We start from the raw sequence: 20,380 nt of genomic DNA, 5'->3' as shown, positions 1-20,380 counted from the left end.
CCCGCAGTCGCAATGAGCACTCAGCTGTCGAAGCCCAGGCCCATCCTGTCCATGGCCCTCAGCCACAGGTTGCGACGGCCGTCGCGATCGGCCCGCGTCATCGCCCACTGCGTGATGCCGATCCCCACCGACCGCACCGGCTCCGGCGGAAACGGCAGCGGCCTGCTGCGCACCATCTCCAGCTCCGTGCGCTCGGTGCGCGCGCCTGCGAGCAGGTCCAGCATGACGTCCGCGCCGAAACGCGTCGCGCCGACGCCGAGGCCCGTGAACCCCAGCGCGTAGGCGACACGACCACCGTGCGCGGTGCCGAAGAAGGCGGAGAAACGCGAGCAGGTGTCGATGGCACCGCCCCACGCGTGCGAGAAACGCACCCCCTCCAGTTGCGGGAAGCAGCGGAAGAAGTGCTCGGCGAGGCGCTGGTAGGTGGCCGGGTGGTGGTCGTACTCGGCCCGTACGCCGCCGCCGTAACGGTAGACGATGTCGTAGCCGCCCCACAGCACGCGGTTGTCCGCCGTCAGCCGGAAGTAGTGGAAGTGGTTGGCGCTGTCGCTGAGCCCCTGGCGGCGGCGCCAGCCGACGGAGGCCAGCTGCTCCTCGGTGAGCGGCTCGGTCATCAGCGCGTAGTCGTAGACGGGGGCGATGTACGGGCGGAGCCGCTTGACCAGCGAGGGGAAGGCGTTGGTGCCGAGCGCGGCGTGGCGGGCGAAGACCCGGCCGTAGGGGGTGCGGACGGCGAGGGAGGCGCGGCGGGAGGACAGCTCGGTGCCGGGGGTGTGCTCGTAGATCCGCACGCCGAGGCCGAGGCAGGCGCGCCGCAGGCCCCAGGCGAGCTTGGCCGGGTGGAGCATGGCGACGCCGGTGCGGTTCCACAGGCCGGCGAGGAAGGTCGGGGAGTCGGCCTCGGCGCGCACGGCGTCGCGGTCGAGGAAGGTGTGGCCGGCGACGCCGAGGGCCGCCGCCCGCCCGGCGGCCTCGCGGAGCTCCTGGACCTGGTGGGGGGCGGTGGCCACGTCGATCTCGCCGGTGCGCTCGAAGTCGCAGTCGATGCCGTGGCGGGCGAGGGTGGCCTCGATGCCGTCGAGGTTGCGGTGGCCGAGCTCCTCCAGCGTGCGGAGCTCGGCGGGCCAGCGGGCGTGGCCGTTGGCCCAGCCGTGGGTGAGGGAGGCGGCGCAGAAGCCGCCGTTGCGGCCGGAGGCGGCCCAGCCGGTCCGCTCGGCCTCGATGAGGACGACGTCCCGGCCGGGGTCGCGTTCCTTGGCCAGGAGCGCGGTCCACAGGCCGGAGTAGCCGCCGCCGACGACGAGCAGGTCGCAGTGCTCGTCGCCGACGAGCGCGGGGAGCGCCTCCGGCCGGGAGGGGTCGTCGAGCCAGTAGGGGTGAGGGGTCGCGTCGGAGAGTGCTCGTACGGGATTGACGGCACCGACGGCCATGGTTCTCAGCTCCTTCTCGGGCGTCTCCCGACGAGCTGGCCGACGAGGACGCACAGCACGGCGATGGCGAACATCGCCGTTCCGATGACGTTGATCTGGACGGGTGTCCCCCGTTGTGCGGATCCCCAGACGTACATGGGGAAGGTGACGGTCGAGCCGGCGTTGAAGTTGGTGATGATGAAGTCGTCGAACGAGAGCGCGAAGGAGAGCAGCGCTCCGGCGACGATGCCGGGGGCGGCGATGGGCAGGGTGACCTTGCGGAAGGTCTGCCAGGGGGTGGCGTAGAGGTCCTGGGCGGCCTGTTCGAGGCGCGGGTCCATGCTCATCACGCGGGCCTTGACGGCGGTGACCACGAAGCTCAGGCAGAACGTGATGTGGGCGATGAGGATGGTCCAGAAGCCGAAGCTGACGCCCATGTTGAGGAAGAGGGTCGCCAGGGAGGCGGCCATGACGACCTCGGGCATGGCCATCGGCAGGAAGACCAGGGTGCCGGCCGAGGAGCGGGCCCGGAAGCGGTAGCGGGCGAGCGCGAAGGCGATCGCGGTGCCCAGCAGGGTGGCGCCGACGGTGGCCCACAGGGCGATCCACAGGCTCAGCGAGAGCGAGCCGCACAGGTCGGCGACGCCGCAGGGGTGGGTCCAGGCGTCGGTGGAGAAGTGCTGCCACTGGTAGTTGAAGCGGCCGTTCGGCTTGTTGAACGAGAAGACCGTGACCACGACGTTGGGCAGCATCAGGAACGCGAGGGTGGCCAGCCCGGCGATCACGACCAGGTTGCGGCGCAGTCCGCGCGCGAGGCGGTTCAGAAGTGCCATCAGACCAGTTCCTCCGTCCCGGACTTGCGGATGTAGACGGTGACCATGGTGAGGATCACGGCCATGAGGAGGAACGACAGGGCGGCCGCCGTCGGGTAGTCGAGGACGCGCAGGAACTGGGACTGGATGACGTTGCCGATCATCTTCTGGTCGGTGGAGCCCAGCAGTTCGGCGTTGATGTAGTCGCCCGTGGCGGGGATGAACGTCAGCAGGGTGCCGGCGACGACGCCCGGCATGGACAGCGGGAGGGTCACCTTGCGGAAGGTGGTGAGCGGCCGGGCGTAGAGGTCGCCGGCGGCCTCGTGGAGGCGGCTGTCGATGCGTTCGAGCGAGGTGTAGAGCGGCAGGATCATGAACGGCAGGAAGTTGTAGGTCAGCCCGCAGACCACGGCGAGCGGGGTGGCGAGCACGCGGTGGCCCTCGGTGACGCCCAGCGCGTCGGTGACGGCGAGGACGTGCAGCGCGTCGAGGGAGCGGACGACGAGGCCGCCGTCGGAGAGGATCGTCTTCCAGGCGAGGGTGCGGATCAGGAAGCTGGTGAAGAACGGCGCGATGACGAGCACCATCAGGACGTGGCGCCAGCGGCCCGCGCGGAAGGCGATGAGGTAGGCGAGCGGGTAGCCCAGCAGGAGGCAGAGCGCGGTGGCGGTCGCGGAGTAGGCGACGGAGCGCAGGAACTGCGGGTAGTACTCGGTCAGCGCGTTCCAGTAGGTGGCGAAGTGCCAGGTGACCTTGAAGCCCTCTTCGAGGGAACCGGTCTGTACGGAGGTCGAGGCCTGGTAGACCAGGGGGGCCGCGAAGAAGACGAGCAGCCAGAGGACTCCGGGGAGCAGCAGCCAGTAGGGGACGCGCTTCCTGCGGAGGACGGCCTTGTGGAGGGCGCCGTCGGCGTGAAGGGTGTCGTCGGCCGGGGGTGCGGGAGGGTGGTCGGTGGCGGTCGTCATCGTCACGTGCCCGCCTCTCGCGCGTCGATGCCCGCCTCGACGACGTCCGTGCCGGCGTCGATGCTCTGCTTCGCGTCCAGGCCGAAACCGTGGCCGGGGTTCCAGTGCAGGACGACGTCGGCGCCGGGGACGAGGCGCGGGTCGCGCTCGATGTTCTGCTCGTAGACGGACAGGCCGGGCGCGGCCGGGCTGTCGACCAGGTACTGGGTGGAGACACCGATGAAGCTGGACTGGGCGATGCGCCCGGTGAGGCGGTTACGACCCTCGGGGATGGTGCCGGCGTCGTCGGCGTGGGTGAGCGTGATCTTCTCCGGCCGTATGCCGACCAGCAGCTTCCCGCCCACGCGGGCGCCGGCTGTACATCGTGTCCCCGGAAGGGTGAGTTTGGTATCGGAGACCCGCAGAAGGACGTCGTCGCTCGCGGTGCCGACGACGTCGGCGGTGATGAGGTTGGACGTGCCGAGGAAGTTGGCGACGAAGGTGGTGCGCGGGGTCTCGTAGAGCTCGGCGGGGGCGCCCATCTGCTCGACGCGTCCGGCGTTCATGACGGCGACCGTGTCGGCCATGGTCATGGCCTCCTCCTGGTCGTGCGTGACGTGGATGAACGTGATGCCGACCTCGGTCTGGATGCGCTTGAGCTCCAGCTGCATCTGGCGGCGCAGCTTGAGGTCGAGGGCGCCGAGGGGCTCGTCGAGGAGGAGGACGTCCGGGTGGTTGATCAGCGCGCGGGCGACGGCGACGCGCTGCTGCTGGCCGCCGGAGAGCTGCTGGGGCTTGCGGCGGGCGTAGTCGCCGAGCTGGACGAGGTCGAGCATCTCGTCGACCTGTTTGCGGACGGACTTCACGCCACGCCGGCGCAGGCCGAAGGCGACGTTCTCGTAGATGTCCAGGTGGGGGAAGAGCGCGTAGCTCTGGAAGACGGTGTTGACGGGCCGCTTGTACGGGGGCAGCGCGGTGACGTCCCGGCCGCCGAGCTCGACGGTGCCGGTGGTGGGCTCCTCCAGGCCGGCGATCATGCGCAGCGTGGTGGTCTTGCCGCAGCCGGAGGCGCCGAGCAGGGCGAAGAAGGAGCCCGCGGGCACGGAGAGGTCGAGCGGGTGCACGGCGGTGACGTCGCCGTACGCCTTGCTGATGCCGGTGAGGCGGACGTCGGTGCCGTTGCTGCCTGTCGTGGCGAAAGCCGTCATGGTCGTGGGTCCAGGGGGGTCGTGGGGAGGACGCAGAACACGTAACAGTGACACACGATGCGGTGTGGTCTCATACGGGCCATGCCGTGCGCGGGCTCTCGACGGGCTCTCGCGGTGCCGGATCGTCGGTCCATCGCGCACTCCTCACCGGGCCCAGGCATCGGGGCGGGTGTGGTTCCCACGGGACAGGTTGCCGATCCTGGCAGATCAATCGACTTGCGACAAGGGATTCCGTCGCCATGATTTGACGGGACGACGGATTCGGTGCGGCCCTCGTGTGGCCGGCCTGCCCCGCGCGGGGCCGTTGTCAGTGGTCGTCGCCACACTGGTACGGGTAGGGAACGGGGAGGAAACAACATGATCACGTCAGGTGCGGATGTCGCCGACGGGCCTCGCTCGGTCGAGGAGCTGACGGCGGCCGTGGCTCGCGGCGAGCGGCCGAAGTACGTGTATTTCTGGGGGCACCGGCCGCGCCGGGACGGCTCGGTGGGGCCCGGCTGCTTCAGCCAGTGGTGGCCGTCGCCGTTCACGGTGGACGGGACGGTCTACGCGACGGCCGAGCACTGGATGATGGCCGGCAAGGCGCGGCTGTTCGGTGACGCGGAGGCCGAGGCCCGGGCGCTCGCGGCGGGCCATCCCAAGCAGGCCAAGGACGCGGGCCGGGCGGTGCGCGGCTTCGACGAGGAGGTGTGGCGCCGCCACCGCTTCGCCCTGGTCGTCGAGGGCAGCGCGCACAAGTTCGGGCAGCACCCGGAGCTGAGGGAGTATCTGATCGGCACCGGAAGCCGGGTGCTGGTGGAGGCGAGCCCGCTCGACCGGGTGTGGGGCATCGGCCTGGCCGCCGACGACGAGCGGGCCGGGGATCCGGCCCGCTGGGACGGGCTCAATCTGCTGGGCTTCGCCCTGATGGAGGCGCGTCAGCGGCTGGCGGCGGACACCAGCGGCCCGGGGCCGGGCGGCGTCGCCATATAGGCGCCGTAGGTGGCGTCGTCGGGGTTGTCGTCCCCGGCCGGGTCGGTGCCTCCGCGCACCCCGAGCGTGATGAAGACGACGAGCATCACGGCCGTCAGCAGCAGCGCCACCCCGCCGAGGATCAGCCCGGCCAGCGCCTGGCCGCCGTTGTTCGCCTCACCGGTGTTGGCCTTGGCCCGGCCGATCGCCCCGAAGACGATCGCCATCACTCCGATGACGACGCCGAAGACGATGGTCCAGCACGTCAGCACACCGAGGATGCCCAGCACGAGGGAGGCCACGCCGAGGCCGTTGTTGGGCACCCGCCCCGCGTGCGGCCAGCCCTGCCCGTAGCCCGGGGCACCCCAGCCGTAGTGCCCCGTGCCGTAGGCGGTCTGCCCGTAGGGCCCCTGGGCGTACGGCCCGGGGGCACCCGGCACGCCATAGGGCACCCCCGGCTGCGGCGGCACACCGGCCTGCGGGTAGCCGTACGGACCCGGCGGATACGCACCCGGGGTACCCGGCCCGCTGGGCGCGATCGGCACGGGCGGCACGGCGCCCTCCGGGGGCACGGACGGCACGGCACCCCACCCCTGGGCGGCCGGTGCCGCCGGCGGGGAGCCCGGCTCCGAGGCGGCCGGTGCCGTCGGTGGCATGGGCGACGCGGTCGATGCCGTCGGTGGCGCGGGCGGTGCCACGGGGAGCCCATCGGCCGGTCCCGGGGCGGGCGGCGCGGCGGGAAGACCGGCGGCAGGCCCGTCAACAGACAGTCCGCGAGCGGACGGTCCGGGAACGGCTGGTCCGGGGACGACCTGGCTGGAGGCGGACGGTCCTGGAACGGCCTGCTCGGGGACGGCCGGTCCGGAGGCGGCCTCGCCGGAGACGGCCGGTCCGGAGGCGGACGGCCCAGGGCCGGCCTGCCCGGAGACGGCCTCTCCGGGAACGGGCCCCGCGGGCAACCGCACCGGCGGGGTGCCGGGCTTGTCGAGCGGCACGCGCCGCTCCGGCGGAGCCCAGGGATCACCGTCCCGGTGCTCCCGCTGCGCCTGCGCGTCGTCCTTCTCGGACATGGCCCTCCCCACTCGATACCCCGTCATGCTAAGGCCTGAGCACAGCCGCGGCGGCATCCGTGCATACGATGATCGGCACGCCGTTGACCCGGACGGACCGAACGACCCGAGCAGCCCTGGAGGCCCGCATGTCCCCACTCGACTCGTTCATCGCAGGGCTCCCCAAAGCGGAGTTGCACGTCCACCACGTGGGGTCGGCCTCCCCGCGCATCGTCGCCGAGCTGGCGGCCCGGCACCCCGACTCCCCCGTGCCCACGGATCCCGAGGCGCTCGCCGACTTCTTCACCTTCCGTGACTTCGCGCACTTCATCCAGGTCTACCTCTCCGTCGTCGACCTGATCCGCGACGCCGAGGACGTCCGGCTGCTGACCTTCGAGGTCGCCCGTGACATGGCCCGGCAGAACATCCGCTACGCCGAGCTGACCGTCACCCCCTACAGCTCCACCAAGCGCGGCATCCCCGACGTCGCCTTCCTGGAGGCCATCGAGGACGCCCGCAAGGCCGCCGAGTCGGAGCTGGGCGTGGTGCTGCGCTGGTGCTTCGACATCCCCGGCGAGGCGGGCCTGGAGGCGGCCGAGGAGACCGCCCGGATCGCCTGCGACCTGGGCGCCGACGGCCTGGTCTCCTTCGGTCTCGGCGGGCCCGAGATCGGGGTGCCCCGGCCGCAGTTCAAGCCCTACTTCGACCGGGCGATCGCCGCCGGCCTCCACAGCGTGCCGCACGCCGGCGAGACCACCGGTCCGCAGACGATCTGGGACGCCCTCACCGAGTTGCGCGCCGAGCGCGTCGGCCACGGCACCAGCGCCACCCAGGACCCGAGGCTGCTGGCCCACCTGGCCGAGCACCGCATCCCGCTGGAGGTCTGCCCCACCTCCAACCTGGCCACCCGCGCGGTGACCGACCTGGAGCGGCACCCCATCAAGGAGATGGTCGCGGCCGGTGTGCTGGTGACCGTCAACAGCGACGACCCGCCCATGTTCGGCACGGACCTCAACACCGAGTACGCGGTCGCCGCCCGGCTGCTGGACCTGGACGCGCGGGGCGTCGCGGCGCTCGCCAGGAACGCCGTGGAGGCGTCGTTCATGGACCCGGCGGGCAAGGCCGCGCTGGCCGCCGAGATCGACGCGTACACCGCCGCCTGGCGCGGCTGACGCGCCCGGCACCCGGCACAATGAGGCCCATGGTCTCCACGGACTCCGCCGCCCCGCGCACCCCGGCCGCCTGCGTCGCCGTCGCCCACCGCGGCGATCCGTACGTCCACCGCGAGAACACCCTGCCCTCGATCCGCTCCGCGCTGGCGGCGGGCGCGGCGGCCGTGGAGATCGACGTGCGGCTGACCGCCGACGGGGTGCCCGTCCTGCTGCACGACGCGACGCTGGGCCGGCTGTGGGGCCACGAGCGGACGCTGGGCGCGCTGTCGACGGCCGAGCTGCGCGGGCTGACCGGGGGCGGGGTGCCGACGCTCGCCGAGGCGCTCGACGCGACGTCGGGGGACCACGGGGCGCGGCTGTTCGTCGATCTGCCCGACCCGTCCGCCGCGGGCGCGGCCGTCGCCGAGATCCGCTCCGCCGGCGCGCGCGACCGGGTCTACTACTGCGGCTCCCCCACCGCCATGCTCGCCGTCCGGCGGGCGGACCCGGACGCGGAGATCGCCCTGACGTGGACCACGCTCGCCCCGCCGCGCCCGGCGCTGCTCGCCGAGGTGCGCCCGCACTGGCTCAACTACCGCTTCGGGCTGGTGAGCGAGGAGCTCGTCGCCCGTGACCACGCGGCGGGCTTCCGGGTCTCGGCCTGGACCGCCGACACCCGGTGGGCCATGCGCCGGCTGCTGCGCGCGGGCGTGGACTCGATCACCACCAACCGCGTGGGCGCCCTGCGCTCGCTGCTCCCCTCCGCCGCCTGAGGCTCAGAGCCCGACGATCTCGTTCCACTCCTTGGTGAACGCGGGGCGCTCCTTGGGCGTCATGTCCCGGGCCGTCGAGAGCCGCCCGCGCATGTCCTCGGTGGGGAAGACCAGCGGGTTCTCGGCGAGCTCGGCGAGTTCCTTCTCCTTGGAGGAGGCGAGGACCTCGCGTGCGGCGGGCACCGGGCAGACGTAGTTGACGGCGACGGCCAGCCGGGCCGCGACCTCGGGCTGGTAGTAGTAGTCGATGAGCCGTTCCGCGTTGCGCTTGTGGTCGGCGAGGTTGGGGATCATCAGGCTCTCGGCCCACAGCTCGGCGCCCTCCTGGGGGACGACGAACTCGATGTCGGGGTTGTCGGCCTGGAGCTGGATGATGTCGCCGGAGTAGGCCTGGCAGGCCAGGACGTCCCCGGTGGAGAGGTCCTTGATGTAGTCGTTGCCGGTGAAGCGGCGGATGTGGCGCTTGCGGACCAGGGTGCGCAGCTGGTCGGTCATCCGGTGGAAGTCGTCGGCGGTCCAGCGGGTGACGTCGGCGCCGTTGCCCAGCATCAGCAGCGCGAACGCCTCGTCCATGCCGGCGAGCAGGGTGACCTTGCCGCGCAGGTCGTCGGCCCACAGGTCGGAGGTGTGGCGGATCTCGCGGCCGAGCTTCTTGCGGTTGTAGGCGATGCCGGTGATCCCGGACTGCCAGGGCACGGTGTGGAGCCGGCCGGGGTCGAAGGACGGCTTGCGCAGCAGCGGGTCGAGCTCGCGGGCGACGTGGGGCTGGGCCGCGCGGTCCATCGTCTGGACCCAGCCCAGGCGGACGTAGCGGGAGGCCATCCAGTCGCTGACGACGATGATGTCCCGCCCGGTCCGCTGATGGTTCATCAGGGCCGGGCTGATCTTGCCGAAGAACTCGTCGTTGTCGTTGATCTCCTCCGTGTACTTCACCGAGATGCCGCTGCTCTTCTCGAAGTCGTCGAGAGTGGGGCGCCGCCCGGGGTGCTTCTCGTCGGTGTCGATGTAGAGCGGCCAGTTGGCGAAGGAGAGCCGGTGGTCGCTCTCGGAGCGGTCCGGGGCGGACCGGTCGCGCGGGGCGACATAGGCGGCGGGGACCCCGCATCCGGCGAGCGCTGCGGCCCCGGCGCCGGCGCCCAGCGCGCGCAGCAGGGTACGGCGGGACAGGGGCTTCACGGGCGTCTCGCATTCAAGGGGACGTGCGGGGCGGGTGGGGGGCCGGTCGGCCGGGCGTCGATGATACGCGCACACGCGTACGGAACGTACGCGTGTGCGCGACCCCGCCCCGCGGGCCGGGCTCAGCCCAGCGACGTCATGACGTGCTTGATGCGGGTGTAGTCCTCGAAGCCGTAGGAGGAGAGGTCCTTGCCGTAGCCGGACTTCTTGAAGCCGCCGTGGGGCATCTCGGCGACCAGCGGGATGTGGGTGTTGATCCACACGCAGCCGAAGTCGAGGGCCTTGGACATCCGCATCGCCCGGCCGTGGTCCTTGGTCCACACCGAGGAGGCCAGGGCGTACTCGACGCCGTTGGCGTAGGAGACGGCCTGCTCCTCGTCCGTGAAGGACTGGACGGTGATCACGGGGCCGAAGACCTCGTGCTGGATGATCTCGTCGTCCTGCTTGAGGCCGGAGACGACGGTCGGGGCGTAGAAGTAGCCCTTCTCGCCGACGCGGTGGCCGCCTGCCTCGACCTTGGCGTGGGCGGGGAGCCGCTCGATGAAGCCGGTCACCTGCTTGAGCTGGTTGGCGTTGTTGAGCGGGCCGTAGAGGACGTCCTCGTCGTCGGGCTGCCCGGTCTTGGTGTCGGCGGCGGCCTTGGCGAGGGCGGTGACGAACTCGTCGTGGACGGACTCGTGGACGAGGACGCGGGTGGCGGCCGTACAGTCCTGGCCGGCGTTGAAGTAGCCGGCGACGGCGATCTCCTCGACGGCCTTGGCGATGTCGGCGTCCTCGAAGACCACGACGGGAGCCTTGCCGCCGAGCTCCAGGTGGACGCGCTTGAGGTCCTTGGAGGCGGACTCGGCGACCTGCATGCCCGCGCGGACGGAGCCGGTGATGGAGGCCATGGCGGGCACCTTGTGCTCGACCATCAGCCGGCCGGTCTCGCGGTCGCCGCAGATGACATTGAAGACGCCCTTGGGATGGCCCAGCTCCTCCAGCACCCCGCCGATGATCTCGGCCATCAGGACGGTGGAGGCGGGGGTGGTGTCGGAGGGCTTGAGGACGACGGTGTTGCCCGCGGCGAGCGCCGGGGCGAACTTCCACACGGCCATCATCATCGGGTAGTTCCACGGCGCGACCTGGGCGCAGACGCCGACGGGCTCGCGGCGGATGATGGAGGTCATCCCCTCCATGTACTCACCGGCGGAGCGGCCCTCCAGCATCCGGGCGGCGCCCGCGAAGAAGCGGATCTGGTCGACCATCGGGGGGAGCTCTTCGCTGCGGGTCAGGCCCAGCGGCTTGCCCGTGTTCTCCGACTCGGCGGCGATCAGGTCCTCGGCGCGCGCCTCGAAGGCGTCGGCGATCTTGAGCAGGACCTTCTGGCGCTCACCGGGCACCAGGTCGCGCCAGGCGGGGAAGGCCGCCTCGGCGGCGGCCATGGCGGCGTCGACGTCGGCCGCGCCGGACAGCGGGGCGGTGGCGTAGGCCTCTCCCGTGGCCGGATTGACGACCTCGGTGGTCCGCCCGTCGGCGGCGTCACGGAACTCGCCGGCGATGTAGTTGCGCAGGCGGCGCGGCTCGGTGGTCACGATGTGCCACCCCTTCTGTCGGATGTCCAGTCGCTGAGACGCCCAGCCTAGTCACTGAGGTGACGCTTTCGGCAGACCCATCATACATGAACGACGGAATCAGTGTTTCCACGCACCCGTGTCAACGGATTCCATCGTCCAGGGGTTGCCACGCCACCGAGTCCTCATGCACAGTGGGGATGTGGCCACTCGTAACCCCGATTCCAAGAGCGCGGCCGGCGCCCAGCCGGTCGACGCCGTCTCCCTGGCGATCATCGAGCAGCTCCAGGAGGACGGACGCCGCCCCTACGCCGCGATCGGCAAGGCGGTGGGGCTGTCCGAGGCGGCGGTCCGCCAGCGCGTGCAGAAGCTGCTCGACCAGGGCGTGATGCAGATCGTCGCCGTCACCGACCCGCTCACCGTGGGTCTCCGGCGCCAGGCCATGATCGGCATCAATGTCGAGGGGGACCTCGACCCGGTCGCGGACGCCCTGACCGCGATGGACGAAGTGGAGTACGTGGTCGTCACCGCGGGCTCCTTCGATCTCCTCATCGAGATCGTCTGCGAGGACGACGACCATCTCCTCGAAACGATCAACAAGCGGGTCAGGACCCTGCCCGGGGTCCGCTCCACGGAGAGCTTCGTCTATCTCAAGCTCCGCAAACAGACCTACACATGGGGAACCCGATAGCCGTGAGCAAGGACCTCAGCAGGACGGCGTACGACCACCTGTGGATGCACTTCACCCGCATGTCGTCGTACGAGAACGCCCCCGTGCCCACCATCGTGCGCGGCGAGGGCACCTACATCTACGACGACAAGGGCAAGCGCTACCTCGACGGTCTCGCCGGACTCTTCACGGTCCAGGCCGGCCACGGCCGGGCCGAGCTCGCCGAGGCGGCGAGCAAGCAGGCGCAGGAGCTGGCCTACTTCCCGGTGTGGAGCTACGCCCACCCCAAGGCGATCGAGCTGGCCGAGCGGCTCGCCCACCTCGCCCCCGGGGACCTGAACAAGGTCTTCTTCACCACCGGCGGCGGCGAGGCCGTGGAGACCGCGTGGAAGCTGGCGAAGCAGTACCACAAGCTCACCGGCAACCACGGCAAGTACAAGGTGATATCGCGGAACGTCGCCTACCACGGCACCCCGCAGGGCGCCCTGTCCATCACCGGGCTGCCCGCCCTGAGGGCGCCCTTCGAACCGCTGGTGCCCGGCGCCCACAAGGTGCCCAACACCAACGTCTACCGGGCGCCCGTCCACGGCGACGACCCGGAGGCCTTCGGCCGCTGGGCCGCCGACCAGATCGAGCAGCAGATCCTCTTCGAGGGCCCGGAAACCGTCGCCGCCGTCTTCCTGGAGCCCGTGCAGAACGCGGGCGGCTGCTTCCCGCCCCCGCCCGGCTACTTCCGGCGGGTCCGCGAGATCTGCGACGAGTACGACGTGCTGCTCGTCTCCGACGAGGTCATCTGCGCCTTCGGCCGGCTGGGCACGATGTTCGGCTGCGAGAAGTTCGGCTACGTGCCGGACATCATCACCTGCGCCAAGGGCATGACGTCGGGCTACTCCCCCATCGGCGCGGCGATCGTCTCCGACCGGATCGCGGAGCCGTTCTTCAAGGGCTCCAACACCTTCCTTCACGGCTACACCTTCGGCGGCCACCCGGTCTCCGCGGCCGTGGCGCTCGCCAACCTCGACATCTTCGAACGCGAGGGCCTCAACCAGCACGTGCTGGACCACGAGAGCGCCTTCCACGCCACCCTCTCCAAGCTCCACGACCTGCCGATCGTCGGCGACGTGCGCGGCAACGGCTTCTTCTACGGCATCGAGCTGGTGAAGGACAAAGTCACCAAGGAGACCTTCAGCGGCGAGGAGTGCGAGCGCCTGCTGTACGGCTTCGTGTCGAAGAAGCTCTTCGAGAACGGCCTGTACTGCCGGGCCGACGACCGCGGCGACCCGGTCGTCCAGCTGGCTCCGCCGCTGATCTCCGACCAGTCGACGTTCGACGAGATCGAGCAGATCCTGCGGGGCGTCCTCACGGAGGCATGGACGAAGATTTGATGCCAACGCGCGGGGAGGCCGCCGGCCTCCCCGCGCGTTAACCGTGATGCCACCGCGCAAACCTCGTCGCATGAGCCCGATGGGAGGAAAGTGAGGCACTAAAGCGCCGAGCCTGGACGGAGGCTAGGATCCCGGTTCCGTACGGTGCCAGTGACCCAATGGCCTCCGGTTCGTTCACCCGGACAGGGGAACGGACCCTCTCAGCGACCCGAGGTGCTCGATATGGTGGCCCCGCCGGACAACGACGTGCTCTGGGCACGCGGCCTGCACTACTCCTACAGCGGTTCCCCCGCCCTCGCCGGGGTGTCCATCGGGGTCCGGGAGGGCGAGATCCTCGCCGTGACCGGGCCACGCGGCTCCGGCAAGACCACGCTCCTCAAATGCCTGTCGGGCCAGCTCCTGGCCGACCCCGGCGAGGTGTGGTTCAACAGCGCCCCCGTGCACACCCTCTCCCGCTCCGCCCGCGAGCGGCTGCGCCGCGACCGCTTCGGCTGGATCGACAGCGAACCCCACCTGGTCCCGGAGCTGACGGGCTGGGAGAACGCCGCCCTGCCGCTGCTGGTGCGCGGCACCGGCCACAAGACCGCCAAGCAGACCGCCACGGAGTGGCTCGAACGCCTCGACGTGGGCGACTGCGCCCGCAAACGCCCCGGAGCGCTCACCCAGGCCCAGCGCCAGCGGATCGCCATCGCCCGCGCCCTGGCCGCCGAACCCACCGTCGTCTTCGCCGACGAGCCGACCGCCCCGCTGCACGCCGCCGACCGCGCCCAGGTGCTGCGCACCCTCACCACGGCCGCCCGCTCCCACCAGATCACCGTCGTCCTGGCCACCCTCGACGACGAGAGCGCGGCCCTCGCCGACCGCACCGTCGTCCTCGCCGACGGCCGCCGGGGCGGCGCCATCCCGGCACCCGAGGCGACCGAAGGGGAGGGCAGGGCCGCGTGCTCAGTCTCCGCCTAGCGCGCGGCGCCCACCCGCTCGTCCTCCTGCGACGGCTGCTCGTCGCCGTCGCCTCCTCCGGCGCCGGTTTCCTGCTGCTGTGCTCCCTGGGCTACGCGGTGGCCCACCCGAACGCCACGGAGCAGTCGCTGGTGCGGCTGCTGTGGTGCGCGGTGCCCGTGGCCGCCGTCACCCAGTTCGCCGTCACCGTGGCCCGCAGCGACCCGGCGACCCGCCCGCGCGACGGGCTCGACGCCATTGGCTTCGGCCCCGTCCGCCTCTCCCTGCTCGCCGCCACCTCGACGGCCCTGTCCTGCGGTCTCGGCAGCGCCGCCGCCCTGCTGGTCTACCTCGAACTCCGCGGCGACCTCGGCGGCATCCCGCTCAGCGGCACGGCCTCCGGACTGCTCGACGGGGACGCGCCCCTGCCCTGGGCCGCGACGCTCACGCTGCTCGGGCTGCTGCCCGCGCTGGCGGCGGGCGCGTGCGCCATCGCACTGCGCCCGCGCAAGGAGCGCGCCGGAGGCGCGTCCAGGACCGTTTCCAGGGCGACGGTGCCCGACACCGCCAAGGACGACCGCCGGAGCTACGCGGGCCTCCCCTGGGGCGTGGCGATCATCGCCTGCGGCCTCGCCCTGGAGGCGTACGTGGGCCGCGCCCCGGCCCCCGCCCCGGACAGCCTGCTGACGCTGCCGGGCCAGGACGGCGGCACCTCCCCCGGGCTGATGGGCGGCTGGCTGCTCGCCTCCCTCGGCCTGGTGCTGGCCGGCCCCGGCCTCACCCACTGGAGCGGCACCCTGCTGTCGGCCGGGCGGCCCGGCCCGATGCGGCTGCTCGCCGGCCGCATACTCCAGGACACGGCGAACCGGCTCGGGCGGCCGCTGGGGGTGCTGTGCGCGGTGGCGGCGGGCGCGCTCGCCGCCGTCGAGCTCTACGGCGCGGCCTGGGAACGGTCGGGCCCCCGCCCGTTCGGGCCGCTCACGGGGCTGGGCGCGGCCGTGGTGATGGCCTGTGTGACGGCCACCGCCATCACCGCCGCCATCGACACCCGGCACTGCCGCGCCGAGACCACCGCCGCGCTGCTGCGGCTGGGCATCCCCGCCTCCCTGCTGCGCGGTGCGGCGGCCGTCCGCACGGGCGTGCTGCTGATCGTGCTCGCCCCGCTGACCTGGGTCATCGCCGAACTGGCCGCGCTGCCGCTCACCAGGTCTTGACCAGTTCTTGACCGAAGGCAACTCCGACGCCGAAATCCACGTCTGCTCAGAAGTACGTCTGCTTCCTGAGCACGACGGCTTATCAGGCGAACGGAGCTACTGGTGATCATCGGCCTTGTCACGGCTGTCGCGGCCTCTGCGTGTTACGGCACAGGATCGGTCCTACAGGCCGTGGGGTCCCGGAAATCGGCCCGGCGCGAGGCCGCGACGGCGTCCTCCACGGCCACCACCCAGCACGGCGGACCCAGCCTGTCCTCCACCGCGAAGGCCGCCGTGACCTGGGAGTTCATGGTCGGCACGGTCCTGGACTTCATAGGCTTCGCCCTCGGTGCCCTCGCCGCCCGGATGCTGCCGCTGTTCCTCTCCCAGACCGTCATCAGCGCCAACCTGATCGTCACCGCGCTGCTGAGCATCAAGCTCCTCGGCATCAAGCTCAACCGCAGGGAGTGGACGTCGATCGGCGTCGTCTGCTCCGCCCTGGTGCTGCTGGCGACCGCCGCCGGCCACGAGGGCAACGGCGACGCCGCGCGCTCCACGCACTGGTGGCTGCTGATCATCTCGGTCGTCCTGATGGGCGGCGGCTGGACCGCCGTCCACTTCCTCGGCTCCCGGGCCGCGATCCTCGCCGGCCTGCTCTCCGGCCTCGGCTTCGGCGCGATCGGCGTGGGCGTCCGCATCCTCGACGGCATCGACCCCTTCGACCTGCCCACCCTCCTCGCCGACCCGGCCCTCTACGCCATCCTCATCTCCGGCTCCGTCGGCATGTACCTCCACACCGTCGCCCTCCAGATCGGCTCCGTGAACGGCGCCACGGCGGCCCTCGTCGTCGGCGAGACGGTCCTCCCGGGCATCATCGGCGTCCTCTGGCTGGGCGACACGTCCCGCGAGGGCTTCGCCTGGATGGCCATCCTCGGCTTCCTCCTGGCCGTGGCGGGCGCGGTGGCGGTGGCCTGGTTCGGCGAACCGGACAGCCACGGAGTGGCGCCCGCGCCGGAGGCGAAGGAACCGCAGCCGTCGTCCGTGGGCTGAGGGGGAAGCCCCGGCCCCGCCCCTTCACCGTTTCTTTCAGGGGCTCCGCCCCCGAACCCCCGGTCCTCAAACGCCGGACGGGCTGATTTCAGCCCGTCCGGCGTTTGAGGACAAAGGGGGCCTGGGGGCGGAGCCCCCACGCGGCGGAGCCGCAAATCTACTACGCCGGGAAGGGGCGGGACTGGGGCAAAACCACGACATCGTCAGCCCGGAACGCCACCGCCACACGCTCCCCCACCTCCGGCGCCGCGCCAAGCGGACACGCCGCCTCGATCTCCGGCCCGCTTACGGGCCGCAACCGCACCACCACCCGCTCCCCCCGGAATGTCCGGGAAACCACCGCACACGGCAGCCCGTCCGAAACGGGCACCAACCGAACACCCCCCGGCCGCACCAACACCGCACACTCCCCCCGCGCCGTCCCCTCCGGCACAGGAAGCACACCCCACGGCGTATCCGCACCCGCGCCCGTGACCGTCGCCGGAACGACATTGTCAAAGCCCAAGAACCGCGCCACGAACTCCGACGCCGGCCGCCGCCACACCTCCATCGGCGTGCCCACCTGCGCGATCCGCCCGTCGCGCATCACCACCACCCGGTCGGCGAGCGCGAACGCCTCGCCCTGGTCGTGGGTGACGGCCAGCACCGTCGTCCCCAGCCGCCCGAACAGCCCGCGCAACTCCTCCACGAGCCGCTCGCGCAGGCCCCGGTCGAGCTGCCCCAGCGGCTCGTCGAGCATCAGCAGCCGCGGCTCGGGGGCCAGCGCCCGCGCCAGCGCGACGCGCTGCTGCTCACCGCCCGACAGCGCCCCCACGGCCCGCTTCTGCGCGCCCGGCAGCCCCACCAGGTCGAGCAGCTCGGCCACCCGGCGCTCGGTCTCGGCCCGCCCGGTCCCCCGGACGCGCAGCCCGAAGGAGACGTTCCCGGCGACGTCCCGCTGGGGAAAGAGCTGGTGGTCCTGGAACATCAGGCCCACCCCGCGCCGGTGCGGGGGCACCCCGCCCTGGTCTCGCCCGCCGAGCAGCACCCGGCCGGCGTGGGCCGGCTGGAGGCCGGCCACCACGCGCAGCAGCGTCGACTTGCCGCTGCCGCTCGGGCCGAGCACGCACACGGTCTCGTGGTCGGCGACGTCGAGGTCGACCGCGTCCAGCACCGCGCGCCCGCCGAAGCGGACGGTCACGCCTTCGAGGCGAAGCATCAGAACTCTCCCGTACGGTCGGTGCGCACACGCTCCAGCACCAGCAGCGCCGCCGCGCACACCAGCATCAGGATCGTGCTGAGGGCCATCGCCTGCCCGTAGTTGAGTTCGCCGGGGCGGCCCAGCAGTCGGGCCACGGCCACCGGCAGGGTGGGGTTGTCGGGGCGGGCGATGAAGACGGTCGCGCCGAACTCGCCCAGCGACACCGCGAACGCGAAGCCCGCCGCGATGCCCAGGGCCCGGCCCACCAGCGGCAGGTCCACTTCCCGCCAGGCCCGCAGCGGGGACGCGCCGAGCACCGCGGCCGCTTCCCGCAGCCGGGTGTCCACCGCGCGCAGCACGGGCAGCACGGTGCGGACGACGAAGGGCACGCCCACCAGCGCCTGGGCCAGCGGCACCAGGATCCACGAGGTGCGCAGGTCCAGCGGCGGCTCGTCCAGGGCGATCAGGAAGCCGAAGCCGACGGTCACGGCGGAGGTGCCCAGTGGCAGCATCAGCAGCGCGTCGAAGCCGCGGACGAGCCGGCCCTCGCGCCGGGTGAGGGCCGCCGCCGCGAGGCCGCCGACGACGACCGCGATGGCGGTGGCGGCGAGCGCGTACGTGAGCGAGTTGCCGATGGTGTCGAGCGCGGCGACGGTGAATGTGCCGCCGCCCGCGCCCGCCGAGGCGAGGGCGCGGTAGGAGGCGAGGCCGTAGCCGTCGGGCCCCTCGAAGGAGCGCAGGACGAGGACCGCGAGCGGCAGCATCACCAGCAGCGCGACGACGGCGAGCACGGACGCCAGCAGCGCCCACTGGCCGGCGCCGCGCGGGCGGCGGGCGGTGCGGGAGGCGTCCACGAGCCGCAGCGTCGCCTCGCGGCGCCGTACGGTCCGGGCGTGCACGGCCAGCAGCGCGGCCACGACGACGAACTGGAGGAGGGTGAGAACGGCGGCGGTGGGCAGGTCGAGGAGCTGTGCCGTCCGCTGGTAGATCTCCACCTCCAGCGTGGCGTAGCGGGGTCCGCCGAGGATCTGGACGACGCCGAAGGAGGTGAAGGTGAAGAGGAAGACCATGAGGGCGGCGGCGGCCACGGCGGGGCCGAGCGCGGGCAGGGTCACCCGGCGCCAGGCGGCGAGACGGCCGGCGCCGAGGACGCGGGCCGCCTCCTCCTGGCGGGGGTCGAGCTGGGCCCACAGCCCGCCGACGGTGCGGACGACCACGGCGTAGTTGAAGAAGACGTGGGCGAGGAGGATCGCCCAGACCGTGGTGTCCAGGCGGACGCCCCACAGCTCGTCCAGCAGCCCGCCCCGGCCCACGAGCGCCAGGAACGCCGAGCCGGCGACGACGGTCGGCAGCACGAAGGGGACCGTGACGACGGCTCTGAGCAGCCGTTTGCCGGGGAAGTCGAGGCGTGCGAAGACGTAGGCGCCGGGGAGGGCGAGCAGGAGGGTCAGAGCGGTGGAGGCGGACGCCTGCCAGAGCGTGAACCACAGGACGTCGCGGATGCCCGGGTCGGTGAGCACCTCGCCCACGCGGGCGAGCTGCCACCGGCCGCCGTCCGTGAGGCCGCGGGTGACGATCGAGGCGACGGGGTAGGCGAAGAAGACGCCGAAGAAGGCGAGCGGCACGGCCATCAGGCCGAGCCGCGTCGCCGCCCGGCGGGCGCCCGGCGCCCTCTTGGCGGCCTGCCGTCCGGCAGGCGCACCAATAGCTTCGGCTTCGGTTACTTCAGGACGAGCGAGGACCATTCCTTGACCCACTGGTCGCGGTTCTTGGCGATCTTCTCCGGGGCGAGCGTCTGCGGGTCGGTGACCTGCGCGCCGTACCGGGTGAAGACCTCGGGCAGCTTGGCGTCCTGGCTGACCGGCTTGACGTACATCTGGAGGGGCATGTCCTCCTGGAACGTCCTGCTCAGCATGAAGTCGACGAGGGCCTTGCCGCCCTCGGTGTTCTTCGCGCCCTTGAGCAGGCCGGCGAACTCGGTCTGCCGGAAGCAGGTGCCGGTCGCGACGCCGGTCGGGCCCTCCTTCGGCAGCGGCTTGGCGCCGACGACCTCGGCGGGCGGGCTGGAGGCGTAGGAGACGACGAGGGGCTTGTCGCCCTTGGCCTTCTTTCCGCCGGCGGAGCCGGAGAAGCGCTCGTTGTAGGCCTGCTCCCAGCCGTCGACGACCTCGACGCCGTTGGCCTTGAGCTTGGTCCAGTAGTCCTTCCAGCCGTTGTCGCCGTACTTGGCGGCGGTGGCGAGCTGGAAGGCGAGGCCGGGCGAGGAGGTGGCGGCGTTCTCGGTGACGAGGAGGTTCTTGTACTCCGGCTTGATCAGGTCGTCGAACGTCTTCGGCGGGTCGAGCTTGTGGTCGGCGAAGTACGCGCGGTCGTAGTTGACGCAGATCTCGCCGGTGTCGACGGGCGTGACGCGGTGCCGGGCGGCGTCGGCCTGGAACTCCTTGGCGACCCGGTCCAGGCCCTTGGCCTCGTAGGGGGTGAAGATGCCGTTGTCGAGGGCCCGGGAGAGCAGGGTGTTGTCCACGCCGAAGAAGACGTCGCCCTGCGGGTGGCTCTTGGAGAGGATCGCCTGGTTGACGGCCTGGCCGGCGTCGCCGCCCTTGACGACCTTGACCTTGTAGCCGGTCTGCTTCGTGAACTCCTGGAGCACGGAGTCCGAGGCGACGAACGAGTCGTGCGAGACGAGGGTGACGGTCTTGCCGCCCGACGCCTCACCGCCCTTGTCGCCGGAGCCGCCGCAGGCGGCGAGCGCCGGAAGGCCGAGGGCGGCGACGGCCGTCGCCACGACGGCACGCCGAAGGCTGGTGTTCATGGTGGTGCTGACTCCCTACGCCGGTACTAACCGGATCAGGTCCGAGGGTCTGCGGGCCGTGCCGCACTCTCAGCGCCCTGGGCGCTCCCCTGTCGGATTGTTCATTTGTACGAAAGGCACCGTAT

18 protein-coding genes and 1 riboswitch are annotated in these 20,380 nt (G+C 71.9%); of the genes, 8 read left to right on the top strand and 10 right to left on the bottom strand.

The window, feature by feature from the left end:
* Nucleotides 1–20: 20 nt before the first annotated feature.
* From EKH77_RS23710 to EKH77_RS23695, 4 genes are read right to left on the bottom strand one after another with little or no spacing between them, the layout of a single operon-like run.
* Nucleotides 21–1,430 (bottom strand): NAD(P)/FAD-dependent oxidoreductase, encoded by a 1,410-nt coding sequence (locus tag EKH77_RS23710; protein WP_126916329.1) that lies wholly within the window; start codon nt 1,428–1,430, stop codon nt 21–23.
* 5 nt (nt 1,431–1,435) lie between these two features.
* Nucleotides 1,436–2,242, bottom strand: a complete 807-nt coding sequence (locus EKH77_RS23705) for an ABC transporter permease (RefSeq protein WP_126916328.1) — start codon at nt 2,240–2,242, stop codon at nt 1,436–1,438.
* Nucleotides 2,242–3,186 (bottom strand): ABC transporter permease, encoded by a 945-nt coding sequence (locus EKH77_RS23700; protein ID WP_126918250.1) that lies wholly within the window; start codon nt 3,184–3,186, stop codon nt 2,242–2,244. Before EKH77_RS23700 ends, EKH77_RS23705 begins: the two co-directional genes overlap by 1 nt.
* 2 nt (nt 3,187–3,188) lie before the next feature.
* Nucleotides 3,189–4,373, bottom strand: coding sequence for an ABC transporter ATP-binding protein (locus tag EKH77_RS23695; RefSeq protein WP_126916327.1), 1,185 nt, complete (start codon nt 4,371–4,373; stop codon nt 3,189–3,191).
* Between the two features lie 357 nt (nt 4,374–4,730).
* Between EKH77_RS23695 and EKH77_RS23690 the strand changes: the two genes are divergently transcribed.
* On the top strand, nt 4,731–5,345 hold the full coding sequence (locus EKH77_RS23690) for an NADAR family protein (protein ID WP_126916326.1): 615 nt from the start codon (nt 4,731–4,733) through the stop codon (nt 5,343–5,345).
* On the opposite strand, the gene EKH77_RS23685 is transcribed toward EKH77_RS23690, so the two are convergent.
* Complete coding sequence (locus EKH77_RS23685) at nt 5,291–6,394, bottom strand: DUF4190 domain-containing protein (RefSeq protein ID WP_126916325.1); 1,104 nt, start codon at nt 6,392–6,394, stop codon at nt 5,291–5,293. The two genes, EKH77_RS23690 and EKH77_RS23685, sit on opposite strands and share 55 nt — an antisense overlap.
* Nucleotides 6,395–6,522: 128 nt before the next feature.
* Here EKH77_RS23685 and EKH77_RS23680 point away from each other — a divergent pair, with 128 nt between their 5' ends.
* Together EKH77_RS23680 and EKH77_RS23675 are read left to right on the top strand one after the other, a co-directional pair.
* Entirely contained in the window at nt 6,523–7,545 is a 1,023-nt protein-coding gene (locus tag EKH77_RS23680) for an adenosine deaminase (protein WP_126916324.1), read from the top strand.
* A 29-nt stretch (nt 7,546–7,574) separates the two neighbouring features.
* The gene (locus tag EKH77_RS23675) at nt 7,575–8,297 is read left to right on the top strand and encodes a glycerophosphodiester phosphodiesterase (protein ID WP_126916323.1); all 723 of its coding nucleotides are present in this window, start codon (nt 7,575–7,577) and stop codon (nt 8,295–8,297) included.
* 3 nt (nt 8,298–8,300) lie between these two features.
* Here EKH77_RS23675 and EKH77_RS23670 read toward each other — a convergent pair whose 3' ends face one another.
* A complete protein-coding gene (locus EKH77_RS23670; protein WP_126918249.1) occupies nt 8,301–9,464 on the bottom strand; it encodes a polyamine ABC transporter substrate-binding protein in 1,164 nt (387 codons plus the stop codon).
* A 131-nt stretch (nt 9,465–9,595) separates the two neighbouring features.
* Nucleotides 9,596–11,047: a gamma-aminobutyraldehyde dehydrogenase gene (locus EKH77_RS23665; protein WP_126916322.1), complete on the bottom strand. Its 1,452-nt coding sequence runs from the start codon at nt 11,045–11,047 to the stop codon at nt 9,596–9,598.
* Nucleotides 11,048–11,213: 166 nt separating this feature from the next.
* On the opposite strand from EKH77_RS23665, the gene EKH77_RS23660 reads away from it, so the two are divergent.
* The 5 genes from EKH77_RS23660 (at nt 11,214) to EKH77_RS23640 (ending at nt 16,263) form a co-directional block, all read left to right on the top strand.
* Nucleotides 11,214–11,717: an Lrp/AsnC family transcriptional regulator gene (locus tag EKH77_RS23660; RefSeq protein ID WP_126916321.1), complete on the top strand. Its 504-nt coding sequence runs from the start codon at nt 11,214–11,216 to the stop codon at nt 11,715–11,717.
* On the top strand, nt 11,702–13,081 hold the full coding sequence (locus EKH77_RS23655) for an aspartate aminotransferase family protein (RefSeq protein ID WP_126916320.1): 1,380 nt from the start codon (nt 11,702–11,704) through the stop codon (nt 13,079–13,081). Before EKH77_RS23660 ends, EKH77_RS23655 begins: the two co-directional genes overlap by 16 nt.
* 222 nt (nt 13,082–13,303) lie before the next feature.
* Entirely contained in the window at nt 13,304–14,041 is a 738-nt protein-coding gene (locus EKH77_RS23650) for an ABC transporter ATP-binding protein (RefSeq protein ID WP_126916319.1), read from the top strand.
* Complete coding sequence (locus EKH77_RS23645) at nt 14,023–15,234, top strand: hypothetical protein (RefSeq protein WP_126916318.1); 1,212 nt, start codon at nt 14,023–14,025, stop codon at nt 15,232–15,234. Before EKH77_RS23650 ends, EKH77_RS23645 begins: the two co-directional genes overlap by 19 nt.
* A 102-nt stretch (nt 15,235–15,336) precedes the next feature.
* On the top strand, nt 15,337–16,263 hold the full coding sequence (locus EKH77_RS23640; protein ID WP_126916317.1) for a hypothetical protein: 927 nt from the start codon (nt 15,337–15,339) through the stop codon (nt 16,261–16,263).
* 160 nt (nt 16,264–16,423) lie between these two features.
* On the opposite strand, the gene EKH77_RS23630 is transcribed toward EKH77_RS23640, so the two are convergent.
* The 3 genes from EKH77_RS23630 to EKH77_RS23620 all read right to left on the bottom strand — a co-directional run bounded on the left by EKH77_RS23630 (nt 16,424) and on the right by EKH77_RS23620 (nt 20,255).
* Nucleotides 16,424–17,461, bottom strand: a complete 1,038-nt coding sequence (locus EKH77_RS23630; RefSeq protein WP_126916316.1) for an ABC transporter ATP-binding protein — start codon at nt 17,459–17,461, stop codon at nt 16,424–16,426.
* The gene (locus EKH77_RS23625) at nt 17,461–19,074 is read right to left on the bottom strand and encodes an ABC transporter permease (protein WP_206279909.1); all 1,614 of its coding nucleotides are present in this window, start codon (nt 19,072–19,074) and stop codon (nt 17,461–17,463) included. Before EKH77_RS23625 ends, EKH77_RS23630 begins: the two co-directional genes overlap by 1 nt.
* Nucleotides 19,075–19,163: 89 nt before the next feature.
* Nucleotides 19,164–20,255 carry a thiamine ABC transporter substrate-binding protein gene (locus tag EKH77_RS23620; protein WP_126916314.1) on the bottom strand — a complete coding sequence of 364 codons (1,092 nt, stop codon included), beginning with the start codon at nt 20,253–20,255 and terminating at the stop codon, nt 19,164–19,166.
* Nucleotides 20,251–20,356, bottom strand: a riboswitch (TPP riboswitch). (Overlaps the previous gene by 5 nt.)
* Nucleotides 20,357–20,380 lie beyond the last annotated feature (24 nt).

The organism is Streptomyces luteoverticillatus (genome assembly GCF_003970715.1).
Classification (GTDB): domain Bacteria; phylum Actinomycetota; class Actinomycetes; order Streptomycetales; family Streptomycetaceae; genus Streptomyces; species Streptomyces abikoensis.
This window is presented reverse-complemented; position numbering and strand designations above follow the sequence as displayed.